Genomic DNA, 15,623 nt, shown 5'->3' on the forward strand with positions numbered 1-15,623 from the left:
TATGGCGTCTTGGTTCGCGCGCTTTGTAGGCGGTGGTCCCCGCTACGCGGTGATGCTGCACGACCTGGTCATGGTGTGGTTGTGCTGGCAGTTGCTGCTGATGGCGCGCTTTGCGCTATTGGATGCCGGCCCGGTTCATCCTTGGTTCTCGCTTGATGTTGCGATTGTCGTCGCAATTCAGGCACTGGCATTCTGGAAGGTTGGGTTGTACCGGGGGCTGTGGCGATTCGCTTCGGTTGCCGATCTGATCAATATCTTCAAGGCCAGTTTCATTGGGCTGCTTGCGATAGTTGTGGTTTTCTCCTATCGCCGACTCGAAGGCATTCCTATTTCCGTACTTGTGGTCTACCCGTTTGCGCTGTCCGCGCTGTTGGGTGGTCCACGGTTGCTTTACCGTGCCTGGAAGGATTATCAGGCCCAGCACTCGGACGCCCGGGCGCGGCGCGTGCTGGTGCTTGGGGCGGGCCAAGCCGCCGAATCGCTGATCAAGGATCTGCGCCGTTCTGGAGACTATGAACCGGTGGGTTTGCTGGATGACTCACCGCATCTGCAGGGTGCCTGGTTGCATGGTGCCGCGATTCTCGGGACCTTGGACGAGGTTGCGGTTGTTGCCAGAGAGACGAGCGCCAAGTTGCTGGTCATTGCCATTCCCACGCTGGATGCGGCAGGAATGCAGCGTGTGGTCGGTTTGTGTGAAAGCACCGGCCTGCCATTTCGCACGGTACCGCGCCTGACCGACATCCTGGAGGGCAGCTCGCTACCCGGCCAACTCAAGGAAGTGGCGATCGAAGACCTGCTTGGCCGTAAGCCGATCCTGCCGGACTGGGAGTTGCTACGCAGTTGGTTGCGTGGGCGTACCGTGTTGGTTACTGGTGGTGGTGGCTCGATTGGCTCGGAACTGTGCCGGCAGTGCGCGCGGCATGGCATATCACGCATTGTGGTGCTGGAGATCAGCGAATTGCTGATGATCAACATTCAATCTGAGTTGCGCCGGAGCTTTCCAGATCTTGAGGTTCATGGGGTGTTGGGCGATTGTGGTGATCCGGCGGTGATTCGTCACGCGCTGCGCAGCTACAAGCCGGACACCGTATTTCATGCGGCGGCCTACAAGCAGGTCCCGTTGCTGGAGGCGCAGTTGCGCGAAGCCGTGCGCAACAACACGTTGTCGACGGAGTGCGTCGCTACTGCCTGTATCGAATCGGGTGTTGAGAACTTCGTTTTCATCTCCACCGACAAGGCGGTTGACCCGGCCAATGCCCTGGGCGCGACCAAGCGCTATGCCGAGATGATCTGTCAAAGCCTGAACCGGCGCAGCGCCAATACGCGCTTTGTAACCGTAAGGTTCGGCAATGTGCTGGGATCGGTGGGTAGCGTCGTGCCGATGTTTCGTGAGCAGATCCGAAAAGGTGGCCCGATCACCGTCACCCATCCTGACGTGAGTCGTTATTTCATGACGATTCCTGAAGCCTGCCTATTGATTCTGCAGGCTGCAGCTTCGTCCTCGCGAGGTGCGATCTACATGTTGGACATGGGCGAGCCGGTGTTCATCCGCCACCTTGCCGAGCAGATGATCCGGCTTGCAGGCAAGCAGCCGGGGATCGATATTCCGATTATCTACACCGGCCTGCGTCCGGGTGAAAAGTTGCACGAAAGCCTGTTCTACGCTGATGAGAATTGCCAGCCAACCGCGCACCCGAAGGTGATGGCCGCTGGCGTTCGCGAGTTCTCTCCCGATCTGGTATTGAATAATGTGGCAGCACTCAGGAAAGCCGTTGCCGCCTACGACGTAGAGACGATGCGCAACATCTTGGGGGCGACCATTCCTGAATTCATGCCTGCCAAGGATGTGGCGGCGCAGACGGGTACAGCTAACATCGTACCGTTCCCCACCTCCAAAGAAGCTGGAAGAAGTCACTGATGCAAGGTCGAATCAAAAAGGCAGTATTTCCCGTCGCTGGCCTTGGAACACGCTTCCTGCCTGCGACCAAGACCGTGCCGAAGGAAATGCTGCCGATCATTGATCGTCCGCTGATCCAGTACGCGGTGGATGAGGCGATCGAGGCGGGCTGCGACACCCTGATCTTCATCACCAACCGCTACAAGCATGCAGTGGCCGACTACTTCGACAAGGCCTACGAGCTGGAGCAGAAGCTCGAGCGCGCGGGCAAGCTGGAACAGTTGGAGCTGATCCGCCATGTGCTGCCCAAGGGCGTGCGTGCTGTATTCGTGACCCAGACCGAGGCGCTTGGGCTTGGTCACGCCGTGCTTTGTGCCAGGGCGATTGTCGGCGACGAGCCGTTTGCGGTGCTGCTGCCGGACGACCTGATCTGGAATCGCGGCGAAGGCGCGCTCAAGCAGATGGCTGACCTGAGCGAAATCAGTGGTGGCAGCGTCATCGCAGTGGAAGACGTACCGCATGACAAGACCGGCAGCTATGGCATCGTTGCGACCGACAAGTTCGATGGTCGCAAAGGGCATATCACCCAGATCGTCGAGAAGCCCAAGCCGGAGGACGCGCCCAGCGATCTGGCGGTGGTAGGGCGCTACGTTCTCAGTCCGAAGATCTTCGAATTGCTGGAAGCTACAGGCACAGGTGCAGGTGGCGAAATCCAGCTGACCGATGCGATCGCGCAGTTGCTCAAGAGCGAGCAGGTGGATGCGTATCGTTTCGAAGGTACGCGTTTTGACTGCGGTACCCACCTTGGTCTGGTTGAGGCGACCGTGCGCTTCGCGTTGGAGAACGAGAAGCTGGCCGGACCGGCGCGCGAGATGATGCAGAAGATGCTGGCCGAGTAGGCGGCGGGAAGCATTCTGGAAGTTGACGTTAATTTGTCGGCGATGTGGATTTGAAGGGCAGCCGGAAGGCTGCCTTTCTGTTTCTGGATTACCTGTGCGAGAGCTATCTGCTGCTCCGGGTGAGCCGGTTTTTGTAGAGCGCCGCCTTGCTGCGCTGGGGCGTTATCGGGAATGCCCCTGCCGAGCATGGCTCGGCACTACATGCTCCAGTCGTGGCTGTTGGAATTGAGCAACAAAGAAGGCGGCCTTGCGGCCGCCTTCTTCAATCAAGGTTGTGACGAACCGCTTACAGCGATTCGAAGATACCTGCAGCGCCCATGCCGGTACCGATGCACATGGTGACCATACCGTACTTCTGCTGGCGACGGCGCAGACCGTGCAGCAGGGTTGCGGTACGGATTGCGCCGGTGGCGCCCAGCGGGTGGCCGAGAGCGATGGCACCGCCCAGCGGGTTCACCTTGGACGGGTCCAGGCCGCAATCGCGGATCACTGCCAGCGACTGCGCGGCGAAGGCTTCGTTGAGCTCGATCCAGTCCAGCTGGTCCTGGCTCAGGCCGGCTTGCTTCAGCGCCTTCGGGATTGCCGCGATCGGGCCGATGCCCATCACTTCCGGGCGCACGCCGGCGACCGAGAAGCTGACGAAGCGGGCCAGCGGGGTCAGGCCGTAATCCTTGATAGCCTGCTCCGAGGCCAGCAGCACTGCACCGGCGCCATCGCTCATCTGCGAAGAGTTGCCGGCGGTGACCGAGCCGCCGAACTGGCCGTTGCGGAACACCGGGCGCAACTTGGCCAGGCCTTCTGCGGACGAATCCAGGCGCGGGCCTTCGTCGGTATCGGCGAGCTTGTTGCGGGTGATGATGCGCTTGCCATCGGCAAGGTCAGGCAGGTGCGAGACGATGTCGTAGGGGCTGATCTCGTCCTTGAAATCGCCGTTCTGGATCGCAGCGATTGCCTTCTGGTGCGAGGCCAAGGCGAACGCGTCCTGTTCTTCGCGCGAGACCTTCCACTCCTCGGCGACCTTCTCGGCGGTGATGCCCATGCCGTAGGCAATGGCGACGTGGTCGTTGTCGAACACGCTCGGTGCCATCGCGATCTTGTTGCCCATCATTGGCACCATCGACATCGACTCGGTGCCGCCGGCCAGCATCAGGTCGCTGTTGCCCAGGCGGATCTGGTCAGCGGCCATTGCCACGGCCTGCAGGCCGGACGAGCAGAAGCGGTTCACCGTCTGCGCGGCGATGGTGTTGGGCAGGCCGGCCAGCAGCACGCCGATGCGTGCCACGTTCATGCCTTGCTCGGCTTCAGGCATAGCGCAGCCGATGATGGCGTCGTCGATGCGGTTGACGTCCACGCCCGGGGCCTGCGCGACCACGGAGCGGAGCACATGGGCGAGCATGTCGTCCGGACGGGTGTTGCGGAACATGCCCTTGGGCGCCTTGCCAACCGGGGTGCGGGTGGCGGCGACGATGTAGGCGTCCTGGATTTGCTTGGTCATTGCAGTGATCTCTTCAATAGGTGTGAGCGTGAGGGCGGGCGAGGGCGGCGCTGGCAGCGCCACCCCGAAGCACGCTCACTCAGTTCCGCAGCGGCTTGCCGGTGGTCAGCATGTGCGCGATGCGGGCCTGGGTTTTTTCCTGCTGGGCCAGTTCGACGAAGTGCTTGCGCTCCAGGGTCAGCAGCCACTCTTCGTCGACCACGGTGTTGCGGTCGACCTTGCCGCCGCACAGCACGGTGGCGATGCGCTCGGCGATCTCGTAGTCGTACGGGCTGATGAAACGGCCTTCCAGCATGTTGACCAGCATCATCTTGAAGGTGGCGATGCCGACGTCGCCGGCCACGCGGATGCGGCGTGCAGGCATCGGCGGACGGTAGCCGCCTTCAGCCAGTGCGGTGACTTCGGCCTTGGCGATGTGCAGCAGCTCGAAGCTGTTGAACACGACCTTGTCGGTGCCGCGCATCAGGCCCAGTTCCTTGGCGTTGACAGCCGAGTTGGAGACCTTGGCCATGGCAACGGTTTCGAAGGTCTTCTTCAGTTCGGCGAACACGTCGCCGTCCGGACCGGCCGCCTGCGAGGCACGCACGGCGATTTCCTTCAGGCCACCACCGGCCGGCAGCAGGCCGACGCCGGCTTCAACCAGGCCGATATAGCTTTCCAGTGCCGCAACCGACTTGGCTGCATGCATCTGGAACTCACAACCGCCGCCCAGCGCCAGGCCGCGCACCGCGGTGACAACAGGAACGGTGGCGTACTTGATGCGTTGGCTGGTGCGCTGGAAGTTGGCAACCATCGCCTCGAACTCGGCGAACTTGCCAGCCTTCAGTGCGCCCAATGCGCCAGACAGATCGGCACCGGCGGAGAAGGGCTCCTTGTTCTGCCAGATCACCACGCCCTTGAACTGCTTTTCGGACAAGGCAATCGCGTGTTGGATGCCGTCCAGCACCTGGTCGGACACGGTGTTCATCTTGGTCTTGAAGCTGATGACGCCGATGCCGTCACCGTCGGTCCACAGGCGGATGCCGTCGTTCTCGAACACGGTTTCGCCCTGCGCGAACTTCTCGCCCAGCAGTGCGTCCGGGAAGCGCTGGCGCTGGTATACCGGCAACGACGAGCGCGGCACCAGTGCGTTCTGCGACGGGCTGTAGCTGCCTTCGGCGGCGTGCACGCCGTCACGGCCGTCCAGCACCCACGCCGGCAACGGCGCATTGCTCATGCTCTTGCCAGCGGCGATGTCGTCGGCAATCCACTGTGCCACCTGCTTCCAACCGGCAGCCTGCCAGGTCTCGAACGGGCCCAGCGACCAGCCGTAGCCCCAGCGGATGGCGAGGTCGACGTCGCGCGCGGTTTCGGCGATGTCGGCCAGGTGGTAAGCGCTGTAATGGAACAGGTCGCGGAAGGTCGCCCACAGGAACTGCGCGTGCGGGTGCTGGCTTTCGCGCAGTTTGGCGAACTTCTCGGCCGGGTTCTTGATCTTCAGGATCTCGACCACTTCCGGTGCGGCAACGCGGTCAGCAGGACGGTAGTCCTGCTTTTCCAGATCGACGACCATGATGTCCTTGCCGACCTTGCGGAAGATGCCGGCGCCGGTCTTCTGGCCCAATGCACCCTTGCCGATCAGCGCGCCCAGCCATGCCGGTGCGTTGAAATACTTGTGCCACGGGTCATCAGGCAGGGTGTCGCCCATGGTCTTGATGACGTGGGCCATGGTGTCCAGGCCGACCACGTCGGAGGTGCGGTAGGTCGCCGACTTTGGGCGGCCGACCAGCGGGCCGGTCAGGCCGTCCACTTCGTCAAAGCCCAGGCGGAACTGCTGGGTGTGGTGGATGGTCGACAGGATCGAGAACACACCGATGCGGTTGCCGATGAAGTTCGGGGTGTCCTTGGCGTAGACCACGCCCTTGCCAAGATTGGTGGTCAGGAAGGTTTCCAGGCCTTCCAGCACCGACTTGTCGGTGGTCTTGGCCGGGATCAGCTCGGCCAGGTGCATGTAGCGCGGCGGATTGAAGAAATGCACGCCGCTGAAGCGGTGGCGCAGTTGTTCCGGCAGCACGTCGGCCAGCTTGTTGATGCCCAGGCCCGAAGTGTTGGAGGCCAGTACCGCGTGCTCGTTCACGAACGGGGCGATCTTCTTGTACAGGTCCTGCTTCCAGTCCATCCGTTCGGCGATGGCTTCGATGATCAGGTCGCAGTCGCGCAGCTGCTCCAGGCCGGAGTCATAGTTGGCCGGGGTGATGGCTTCAGCCAGCGCCTTGCTGGCCAGCGGGGCCGGACTCAGCTTGCCGAGATTGGCAATGGCCTTGAGCACGATGCCGTCGGCAGGACCTTCCTTGGCGGCGAGGTCGAACAGTACGGTGTCGACGCCAGCATTGGTCAGGTGGGCGGCGATCTGCGCACCCATGACGCCTGCGCCAAGAACGGCGGCGCGGCGGACAAGCAGGGAATTGGACATATCGATAAACCTTTGGTCTGCGATGACGGTTGGATCAGGGAACGGCGGGGGAGGTCGGATTACGCACGCTGGCGCGGAACCCGGCTTCGGCGAAATGGATCAATTCCTGCGCGGCCTTGCTGCGGTGCTCGGCCTCGCTGATGTTGTGCGGGCGCTTGATCAGCCCGAAGTCGGCCATGGCGTAGGTCAGCGAGCCAGCCAGGAAATCCAGCCGCCAGTACAGCTCTTCCTTGCTCAGGCCAGGGATGCAGGCATCGATGGCCTTGCCGAACTCGCGCAGCACGTGGCCGTAGTGGTCGGACAGGAACTTGCGCAGGTTGTCGTTCTTCTCGGCGTAGGCGCGGGCGATGACGCGGACAAAGGCGCCGCCACTCTGGCGGTCCTGGGCCAGGGCCAGCGCCGGTTCGACGAAGGCGGCCAGAACTGCGCGCAGATCGCCGGGGTGGGCGCTGCGGGCCTGCTCCAGCTGGCCGAGGCGGGCGGCAGTCATTTCGTCCATGCGGCGGCGGAACACTTCATTGACCAGGTTGTCCTTGGACCCGAAGTGGTAGTTGACCGCAGCAATGTTTACATCGGCGTGACTGGTTACCTGGCGCAGTGAAGTGCCGGCAAAGCCGTACTGGGCGAACAGTTCCTCGGCCGCGCCGAGGATGCGGTCCTTGGTGGAGAAGCTGGCGGGTTTGCCCATGGCTGGTTCAATCAATCAAACGATTGTTTGGATGCTACGCCCGGCTGGTCGTTCAGGTCATGCTGCGCCGCAGCATCATTCATCTGCCGCTGTGCAAATGCCGGGGTCACCCGGTAGAATTGGCCACCGCAATTCAGGCTAAGCCCGCGTCCGCACGCGGGTTTTTTCATGTACCCTCGGGCCGACCGGCCCAAATACCGGAGAATTCCCATGGCGCTCGAGCGCACTCTTTCCATCATCAAGCCCGACGCCGTTGCCAAGAACGTGATCGGCGAAATCTACGCCCGCTTCGAAAAGGCCGGCCTGAAGGTTGTTGCTGCCAAGTACAAGCAGCTGTCGCGCCGTGAAGCCGAAGGCTTCTACGCCGTGCACCGCGAGCGTCCGTTCTTCAACGCGCTGGTCGAGTTCATGATCTCCGGCCCGGTGATGATCCAGGCTCTGGAAGGCGAGAACGCCGTTCTGGCCCACCGCGACCTGCTGGGCGCCACCAATCCGAAGGACGCAGCGCCGGGCACCATCCGCGCTGATTTCGCAGATTCGATCGATGCCAACGCCGCCCACGGTTCGGATTCGGTCGAGAACGCAGCCAACGAAGTGGCTTACTTCTTTGCTGCTACCGAAGTTGTTTCGCGTTAATTAGAGGTTGAAGTCGTGAACGAGGTCGTACAGACACCCGCCATCCAGCCGTTGCCGAAAACGGCAGCCAAAGCTGGCAAGCAGAACCTGCTCGACCTTGATCGCGCGGGCCTGGAGCATTTCTTCGTCGATATCCTCGGCGAGCAGAAATTCCGTGCCCATCAGGTGATGAAGTGGATCCACCATCGCTACGTCACCGATTTCGATCAGATGACCGACCTCGGCAAGTCGCTGCGCGCCAAGCTGCAGCAGCATGCCGAGGTCGTCGTCCCGAACATCGTGTTCGACAAGCCCTCGGTCGATGGCACCCACAAGTGGTTGCTGGCGATGGGCGTGGATGGCAAGAACGCCATCGAAACCGTCTACATCCCCGACAAGACCCGCGGCACGCTGTGCGTGTCCTCGCAGGTTGGCTGCGGTTTGAACTGCACCTTCTGTTCAACCGCCACCCAGGGTTTCAACCGCAACCTGAGCACCGCCGAGATCATCGGTCAGGTGTGGATCGCTGCGCGTCACCTGGGCAATGTGCCGCACCAGATGCGTCGTCTCACCAACGTGGTGATGATGGGCATGGGCGAGCCGCTGATGAATTTTGACAACGTCATCCGCGCGATGAGCATCATGCGCGATGACCTTGGTTATGGCCTGGCCAACAAACGCGTGACCTTGTCCACCTCGGGCCTGGTGCCGCAGATCGATCGCCTCTCGGTTGAGAGCGATGTGTCGCTGGCAGTGTCGCTGCATGCGCCCAACGATGAGCTGCGCGAGACGCTGGTGCCGCTCAACAAGAAATACCCGATTGCCGAATTGATGGCTTCCTGCGCGCGTTACCTGCGCGGCAACAAGAAGCGCGATTCGGTGACCTTCGAATACACCTTGATGAAGGGCATCAACGACCAGCCCGAGCACGCCCGCCAGTTGGCGCGATTGATGCGCCAGTTCGACAACGCAGTGCAGGCCAAGGATTCGGGCAAGGTCAATCTGATTCCGTTCAACCCGTTCCCAGGCACCCGCTACGAGCGCTCGGACGAGGAGCAGATCCGCGCCTTCCAGAAAATCCTACTGGATTCGCAGGTGCTGACCATGGTGCGGCGTACCCGCGGCGATGACATCGATGCCGCCTGTGGCCAGCTCAAGGGCCAGGTGATGGACCGTACCCGTCGCCAGGCCGAGTTCAATCGCCTGCTGCAGGAACAGGAAGGCGGGGATGCGGTCGCCTGATCGCTGGCTGCTGCTGTTGGTCCTGCTCCCGCTTATTGCGGGGTGCGGGCGGGACAATCTCAAAATCGGTCGCCCGCAGATAGTGGCGCCGGACTACAGCATCAAGCAGGACAAAACCGCCCACAAGCGGATGCGTTACCAGGAGTTCCTGCGGCTTTCGGGTGATCGCTTCGGTCGCGGCCAGCTGGACGAGGCGCTGCAGTTTGCGCGCTCGGCACAGAAGCTGGAGCCGGGATTGCCTGACGCCTACACCATGCAGGCGGTGATCGAGGGGCATAAAGGGCAGGCTGAAGCAGCCGGTGCGCTGTACCGCAAGGCAGCCGAATTGGCGCCTCAGCAAGGTGACGTGCTTAACAATTACGGTGCCTGGTTGTGTGGCAGCGGTCATCCGGCAGAGGCCTTGGTTTGGTTTGACCGTGCCTTGGCCGACCCGGACTACGAGGGGCGTGCCGATGCCTTGGCCAACGCCGGCGGCTGTGCATTGGATGCCGGTCAACTCGAGCGGGCCGAAGACAATCTTCGCCAGGCGCTGGTGTTGGCGCCGGATAATGCCTATGCGCTGGAGGCCATGACCCGCAATGAAGTGCTGCATGGCCGCTATTTTGAGGCCAGGGCCTTCTACCAGCGGCGTTTGGCGGCTGCGCCGGCCACGGTTTCCGTGTTACAACTTGCCATTCAGATTGAAGAGCGACTCGGCGACAGGATGGCTGCCGGTCGGTTCCAACAGCGGTTGCGCGAAGAGTTTCCTTCGCCAGCAACCTCGAATCCCCAAGGCTGACGCATTGTGATCAATGATCCGGGTGTAAATGCTTTAGATGGTGTAGTGGGTTGCGGTGAGCAGCTGCGCAGGGCGCGCGAGGCCGCCGGGTTGTCCTTGGATCAGGTCGCCGCTCAGTTGCGCATGCCGCAACAGGTAGTTGCCGCGCTGGAAGCGGAGCAATGGTCGCGCCTGGGTGCGGCGGTATTTGTGCGTGGTCAGCTGCGCAGTTATGCGCGCTTGCTGAAGGTGGATCTGGGGGGCTTGCTGGAACAGGCGCGGATCGCGCCGGTCGAGCCGCCCAAGCTGGTCAGCCATACCCATACCCCGCGACTGCGGCGGGCGGCTGAGAATATCGGGCGCCGCGCGGTCTATGTGGTGATCACCGCAGTGCTGGCGGTGCCGGTCTGGTATGTGATCAGTGGCAATTCCAATAGCGCCCCGCCCAGCACGGCTTCGTTGGACGTGGTGCCAGCGCCGGCGCCGGCAGTTGCCGGGCAGTCGGGCGCGCCTGTTCAGGCGGCGGCTGCAGCGCCAGTCGCAGATGCCGGCCCTTACATCGCATCGATGGCGCCGATGGCGCGTCCGGCCGCTGTTCCGTCGGCTTTGACCCTGAGTTTCAAGGGTGACAGCTGGGTGGACATCACCGCTCCAGACGGTACGACCGTCGAAAAAGCCCTGATACGCGCCGGTGAAAGCCGTAGCTTCTCAGCAGGTCAGGTGGGGCGCATGGTGCTGGGCAATGCGGCCGAGGTTGAGGTTCAGCAGGCGGCGGGTAACGTCGACCTGGCTCCGTACAAGCGCGGCAATGTGGCCCGCTTTACGGTATCCTCTGAAGGCTCCGTGGCGCCGGTTTCACACTGAAACCAGGCGTCTGACAAAACAACAAGGCTCCCCGCCAGGGTGAGCGAGAGTACGCATGGCGATTGACGACCTGCTCGACGAGCACGAACAAAGCGAACGTGTCCGCACGTGGCTGCGCAAGAATGGCGCCGGAATTCTCGGCGGAGTAGTTCTCGGCATTGGCGCTATTGCCGGTTGGCAGTGGTGGCAGAAAGAGCAGGTCGGCAAACTTGCCGAGGCCAACGTCCGTTACGAAGCCGTCTCTCGCAGCCTGCAGTCCAAGAATCTGGACGAGGCGGCCAAAGAGGTTGCGGCGCTGGGCGGAAGCAAGGCCAGCATCTATGCCGATCTGGCATCGCTGGAGCTGGCCAAGGCCCAGGTCGAAGCGGGCAAGTACGATGAGGCGATCAAGACCTTGCGTGCGCTCAAGACCGAGGGTGAGTTCAAGGCCTTGATTGACCAGCGCATTGCACGCCTGATGATTGAAACCGGCAAGCCGCAGGACGCAGCCACCCTGTTGGGCAAGGCTGACGACAGCGCGGGTCTGGAAATCCGTGCTGACGCCTTGATGGCGCAGAACAAGCGTGATGAAGCGCGCGAGCTGTACACCCAAGCGCTGGCCAAGCTGGACGTGGCTGCACCGCAGCGCCGCTTGCTGGAAACCAAATTGATGGACGCCGGCGGCACCGTGGCTGATCCTGCAGCGGAGAAGAATTGATGAAGTTCAAGCAAGTTGCAGGCATTGCCTTGATGGCAGTGGCATTGACCGGCTGTTCCACCGTCAAGGGTTGGTTTGCAGGCAAGGACGCAGCGGCCAAGAAGGCGCTGGAGCCGGCTGAGCTCACCAAGTTCGAGCCGAGTGCCAAGGTCAACAAGATCTGGTCGGCAAATGTTGGCAAGGGCGAAGGCCGTATCGGCCTGCGCCAGGCGCCGGTGGTTGCCGATGGTCGCGTATACGCGGCGGCGGTGCAGGGCGGCGTGCATGCGCTGGACCTGCAGACCGGCAAGGAAATCTGGGAATACAGCCCGGCCAAGGAAAAGAAGAAGCCCAAGCTGCGTCTTTCCGGTGGTCCGGGCGTTGGCGATGGTCTGGTGGTGATCGGTACGCTGGACGGCCAGGTGATTGCGCTGGACGCGGCCAATGGCAGCGAAAAGTGGAAGTCCAAGGTCACCGGCGAAGTGATTGCCGCTCCGGCCGTTGGCCAGGGCTTGGTGTTCGTGCGCAGCAACGATGGCCGCACCACTGCACTGGACGCAACCACGGGCGAGCGGCGTTGGTTCAATTCGCAGGAACTGCCGTCCTTGACCGTGCGTGGCAACGCGCCGGTCGTGACTGGTCCTGGCGTATTGTTCATCGGCAACGACGACGGCACCGTCGCCGCACTGTCGATGCAGGATGGTCGCCCGCTGTGGGAACAGATGGTGGGTACACCGGAAGGCCGTACCGAACTGGAGCGCATGGCTGACATCGATGGCGCGCCGGTGCTGGAAGGCAATACGCTGTTTGTAACCAGCTTCAAGAACGAAACCATGGCCATTGAAGGCCCGACCGGTCGTCCGATGTGGTCGCGTGACCACGGCGGTGGCGGTGGTGTTGCGGTGTCCTCGGGTAATGTCGTGGTCACCGATGGCAAGGGTGTGGTGTACGGGCTGGACAAGACCTCCGGCTCGGCAATGTGGTCACAGCAGGCGCTGGCGCGCCGCTCGCTGACCGGTGCCGCTATCCAGGGCGACTATGCCGTGGTGGGGGACTACAAGGGATATCTGCATTGGCTGCGGTTGAGCGATGGCGAATTGGCAGCGCGTGAGAAGAGCGGTGGTGATGCTCTGCTGGCGCAGCCGGTCGTCGCTGACGGCATCCTGCTGGTGCAGAACGTTGATGGAAAGCTGACCGCATTCCGGTTGGCCCAATAAGGAGTTATAGCGATGCTGCCTTTGGTCGCCCTGGTTGGACGACCGAACGTCGGTAAGTCCACCATTTTCAATCTGTTGACCCGTACGCGCGATGCGCTGGTGCATGACCAGCCGGGTGTTACCCGCGATCGCAATTACGGTGTTTGCCGTCTAGATGAGGACAATCCCTTCCTGATCGTCGATACCGGTGGTATCGCCGGTGAAGAGGAAGGGCTGGCTGGCGCCACTGCGCGCCAAGCCCGTGCCGCCGCCGGTGAGGCGGATCTGATCGTATTTGTTGTTGACGCGCGTGATGGCACGTCGGCCCTGGATGACGAGATCCTGTCTTGGCTGCGCAAACTTGCGCGGCCCACCCTGCTGTTGATCAACAAGATCGACGGTACGGACGAACATGCCGTTCGTTCCGAGTTTTCCCGTTACGGCTTCAGCGAGATGCTGACTGTCTCTGCTGCGCACCGGCAGGGCATCGATGATCTGGTTGAAGAGGTTGTCGGCCGCCTGCCGGAAGAAGGCACCGCCGAGACCCTGGACAACGATCCGAATCGCATCCGCATCGCCTTCGTTGGCCGCCCCAACGTGGGCAAGTCGACGCTGGTGAACCGCATCCTCGGTGAGGAGCGGATGATCGCCTCGGAAGTGCCCGGCACCACCCGCGATTCGATCGCGGTGGATCTGGAACGCGACGACCAGCTGTACCGTTTGATCGATACCGCTGGTCTGCGCCGCAAGTCGCGCGTGGACGAAGTGGTCGAGAAGTTCAGCGTGGTCAAGACGCTGCGCTCGATCGAGCAGTGCCAGGTGGCGGTGCTGATGCTGGACGCCCATGAAGGCGTGACCGATCAGGACGCCAGCGTGCTGGGTGCGGTGCTGGATGCCGGTCGCGCCTTGGTCATTGCGATCAACAAGTGGGACGGTTTGAGCGAGTATGACAAGCAGCAGGCTGAAACCCTGCTGTCGCTGAAGTTGGGCTTCGTGCCGTGGGCCGAGAACGTGCGGATTTCCGCGCTGCATGGCTCGGGCCTGCGCGAGTTGTTCAAGGCGATTCACCGGGCGCATGCCTCGGCGACGCATGAGTTCAGCACGTCCGAGGTCAACAAGGCGCTGGAAGTGGCGTACGAGACCAATCCGCCGCCGAGCATCCGTGGTCACGTCTCCAAGCTGCGTTATGTGCATCCGGGCGGCAGCAACCCGCCGACCTTCATCGTGCACGGTACGCGCCTGAAGGAACTGCCGGATTCGTATAAGCGTTACCTGGAAAACTTCTTCCGCAAGCGTTTCAAACTGGTGGGTACACCGGTGACCTTCCTGTTCCGTGAGGGTGCTAACCCGTACGAGGGCAAGAAGAACGTATTGACGGACCGCCAGGTCAAGGCCAAGCGGCGCCTGATGAAGCACGTCAAGGGCAGGAAGTGATTCGAGCCCGGGACGCTGTTCAAGCGGACTAAGTGATACAGACAAAAGCGGCCGAAAGGCCGCTTTTGTTTTTGCTTGGATTTGTTTCCTGGTATTCGGGTGCCAGGCTTGGTGTTTGGTGCTTGATAGTTGGTGCTTGGGAATTGCGTGGTTTTCCGGCATTGAAAAAAAATGATTTCGTCATTCCCGCCTGCGTGGGAATGGCGAGACTAAAAAACCCAAAGCAGTTCCTCCCTTGGCCCACGTTTGGCCGATAATCCAAGCATGAGCATCCGCGAACTGACCCCGGAACAGGCCCGTGCCCGCCACGCAGAAGGCGCATTGCTGATCGATGTGCGCGAGGCGCACGAGCGCGCAGGCGGCATGGCTGAAGGTGCGATCGGCATCGCGAAGGCGGAGCTACTCGTCAGCCCCGCGCAGCACCTGCCGCCCCCCGAACGCGAAATCCTGTTGATCTGCCAAAGCGGCAAACGCTCGGCCGACGCCGCACTGGCACTACAGGACGCCGGCTACACCAACCTGTCTTCGGTGAGTGGCGGCACGGTTGCCTGGCGGTCAGCGGGTTTGCCCTTGGTCCAGCCCTTGCTGGATGCTGGCGAGCGCGACTTCTACGACCGCTACTCGCGCCATCTGCTATTGCCCCAAGTGGGCGAGGCTGGCCAGCGCCGCTTGCAGCAATCCAGGGTGTTGGTGCTGGGTGTCGGTGGGCTTGGTGCTCCGGCAGCTTTCTATCTCGCCGCAGCGGGTGTGGGCAGGCTGCGTATCGTCGATGACGACGTGGTCGAACGCAGCAATCTGCAGCGGCAGATCATCCATGCCGAAGCGGCCTTGGGCACTGCCAAGGTGGACTCGGCGCGAGAGCGCCTGTTGGCCTTGAATCCGCATATCGACGTCGAAGCGGTTGCCGAGCGGGTCACCTCGGCCAATATCGATGTCCTGCTGCAGGACGTGGATGTGGTGCTGGATGGCTCGGATAACTTCCCGTTGCGCTACCTGCTCAACGATGCATGCATCAAGCACGCCAAGCCCTTGGTCTACGCCGCCATCGAGCGCTTCGACGGGCAGGTCAGTGTGTTCGATGCGGGCCGCCAGCGCGGTGTGGCACCGTGTTACCGCTGCCTGTTCCCGGAGCCGCCGCCGCCTGAATTCGCTCCCAACTGTTCCGAGGCCGGCGTGCTGGGTGTGTTGCCCGGGTTGGCCGGGGTGATGCAGGCGACCGAGGTGTTGAAGCTGTTGCTGGATATCGGCGAGCCATTGACCGGGCGTTTGCTGCGTTTCGATGCCCTGCAGATGCGCTTCCGCGAGACCCGCGTGCATGCCGATCCGGCCTGCCCGTTGTGCGCGCCCGGCGTTCCATTCCCCGGATATATCGATTACGCGGCGTTCTGTTCGCATTCGCCATGAGTTG

The 15,623-nt window shown here is 62.2% G+C and carries 13 protein-coding genes; 10 read left to right on the plus strand and 3 right to left on the minus strand.

Going from position 1 to position 15,623, the window contains the following annotated elements; genetic code table 11:
* The first annotated feature begins 1 nt into the window (after position 1).
* Both ACVOMB_RS00395 and galU read left to right on the plus strand, forming a co-directional pair.
* Positions 2-1,918, plus strand: a complete 1,917-nt coding sequence (locus ACVOMB_RS00395; RefSeq protein WP_481529416.1) for a polysaccharide biosynthesis protein — start codon at positions 2-4, stop codon at positions 1,916-1,918.
* The gene (galU, locus tag ACVOMB_RS00400; RefSeq protein ID WP_481529417.1) at positions 1,918-2,796 is read left to right on the plus strand and encodes a UTP--glucose-1-phosphate uridylyltransferase GalU; all 879 of its coding nucleotides are present in this window, start codon (positions 1,918-1,920) and stop codon (positions 2,794-2,796) included. Before ACVOMB_RS00395 ends, galU begins: the two co-directional genes overlap by 1 nt.
* Positions 2,797-3,082: 286 nt before the next feature.
* On the opposite strand, the gene ACVOMB_RS00405 is transcribed toward galU, so the two are convergent.
* The 3 genes from ACVOMB_RS00405 to ACVOMB_RS00415 form a co-directional block, all read right to left on the minus strand.
* Positions 3,083-4,291, minus strand: a complete 1,209-nt coding sequence (locus ACVOMB_RS00405; protein ID WP_481529418.1) for an acetyl-CoA C-acyltransferase — start codon at positions 4,289-4,291, stop codon at positions 3,083-3,085.
* 79 nt (positions 4,292-4,370) lie between these two features.
* Positions 4,371-6,743 (minus strand): 3-hydroxyacyl-CoA dehydrogenase/enoyl-CoA hydratase family protein, encoded by a 2,373-nt coding sequence (locus ACVOMB_RS00410; protein ID WP_481529419.1) that lies wholly within the window; start codon positions 6,741-6,743, stop codon positions 4,371-4,373.
* A 34-nt stretch (positions 6,744-6,777) separates the two neighbouring features.
* Positions 6,778-7,431 (minus strand): TetR/AcrR family transcriptional regulator, encoded by a 654-nt coding sequence (locus ACVOMB_RS00415; protein WP_481529420.1) that lies wholly within the window; start codon positions 7,429-7,431, stop codon positions 6,778-6,780.
* 210 nt (positions 7,432-7,641) lie between these two features.
* Here ACVOMB_RS00415 and ndk point away from each other — a divergent pair, with 210 nt between their 5' ends.
* From ndk to moeB, 8 genes are all read left to right on the plus strand, one after another.
* Entirely contained in the window at positions 7,642-8,067 is a 426-nt protein-coding gene (gene ndk, locus ACVOMB_RS00420; protein WP_057628193.1) for a nucleoside-diphosphate kinase, read from the plus strand.
* 15 nt (positions 8,068-8,082) lie between these two features.
* A complete protein-coding gene (rlmN, locus tag ACVOMB_RS00425; protein WP_481513688.1) occupies positions 8,083-9,288 on the plus strand; it encodes a dual-specificity RNA methyltransferase RlmN in 1,206 nt (401 codons plus the stop codon).
* Positions 9,275-10,066, plus strand: a complete 792-nt coding sequence (gene pilW, locus ACVOMB_RS00430) for a type IV pilus biogenesis/stability protein PilW (RefSeq protein ID WP_481529421.1) — start codon at positions 9,275-9,277, stop codon at positions 10,064-10,066. Before rlmN ends, pilW begins: the two co-directional genes overlap by 14 nt.
* Before the next feature lie 6 nt (positions 10,067-10,072).
* Positions 10,073-10,909: a helix-turn-helix domain-containing protein gene (locus ACVOMB_RS00435; RefSeq protein WP_481529422.1), complete on the plus strand. Its 837-nt coding sequence runs from the start codon at positions 10,073-10,075 to the stop codon at positions 10,907-10,909.
* Between the two features lie 55 nt (positions 10,910-10,964).
* Positions 10,965-11,606 (plus strand): YfgM family protein, encoded by a 642-nt coding sequence (locus tag ACVOMB_RS00440; protein WP_481529423.1) that lies wholly within the window; start codon positions 10,965-10,967, stop codon positions 11,604-11,606.
* Positions 11,606-12,802 (plus strand): outer membrane protein assembly factor BamB, encoded by a 1,197-nt coding sequence (gene bamB / locus ACVOMB_RS00445; protein ID WP_481529424.1) that lies wholly within the window; start codon positions 11,606-11,608, stop codon positions 12,800-12,802. The genes ACVOMB_RS00440 and bamB overlap by 1 nt, the downstream gene beginning before the upstream one ends.
* A 12-nt stretch (positions 12,803-12,814) precedes the next feature.
* Positions 12,815-14,215: a ribosome biogenesis GTPase Der gene (gene der / locus ACVOMB_RS00450; RefSeq protein WP_481513684.1), complete on the plus strand. Its 1,401-nt coding sequence runs from the start codon at positions 12,815-12,817 to the stop codon at positions 14,213-14,215.
* A gap of 264 nt (positions 14,216-14,479) precedes the next feature.
* Entirely contained in the window at positions 14,480-15,619 is a 1,140-nt protein-coding gene (moeB, locus tag ACVOMB_RS00455; RefSeq protein ID WP_481529425.1) for a molybdopterin-synthase adenylyltransferase MoeB, read from the plus strand.
* Positions 15,620-15,623 lie beyond the last annotated feature (4 nt).

This window comes from Stenotrophomonas sp. STEN018 (assembly GCF_056760235.1).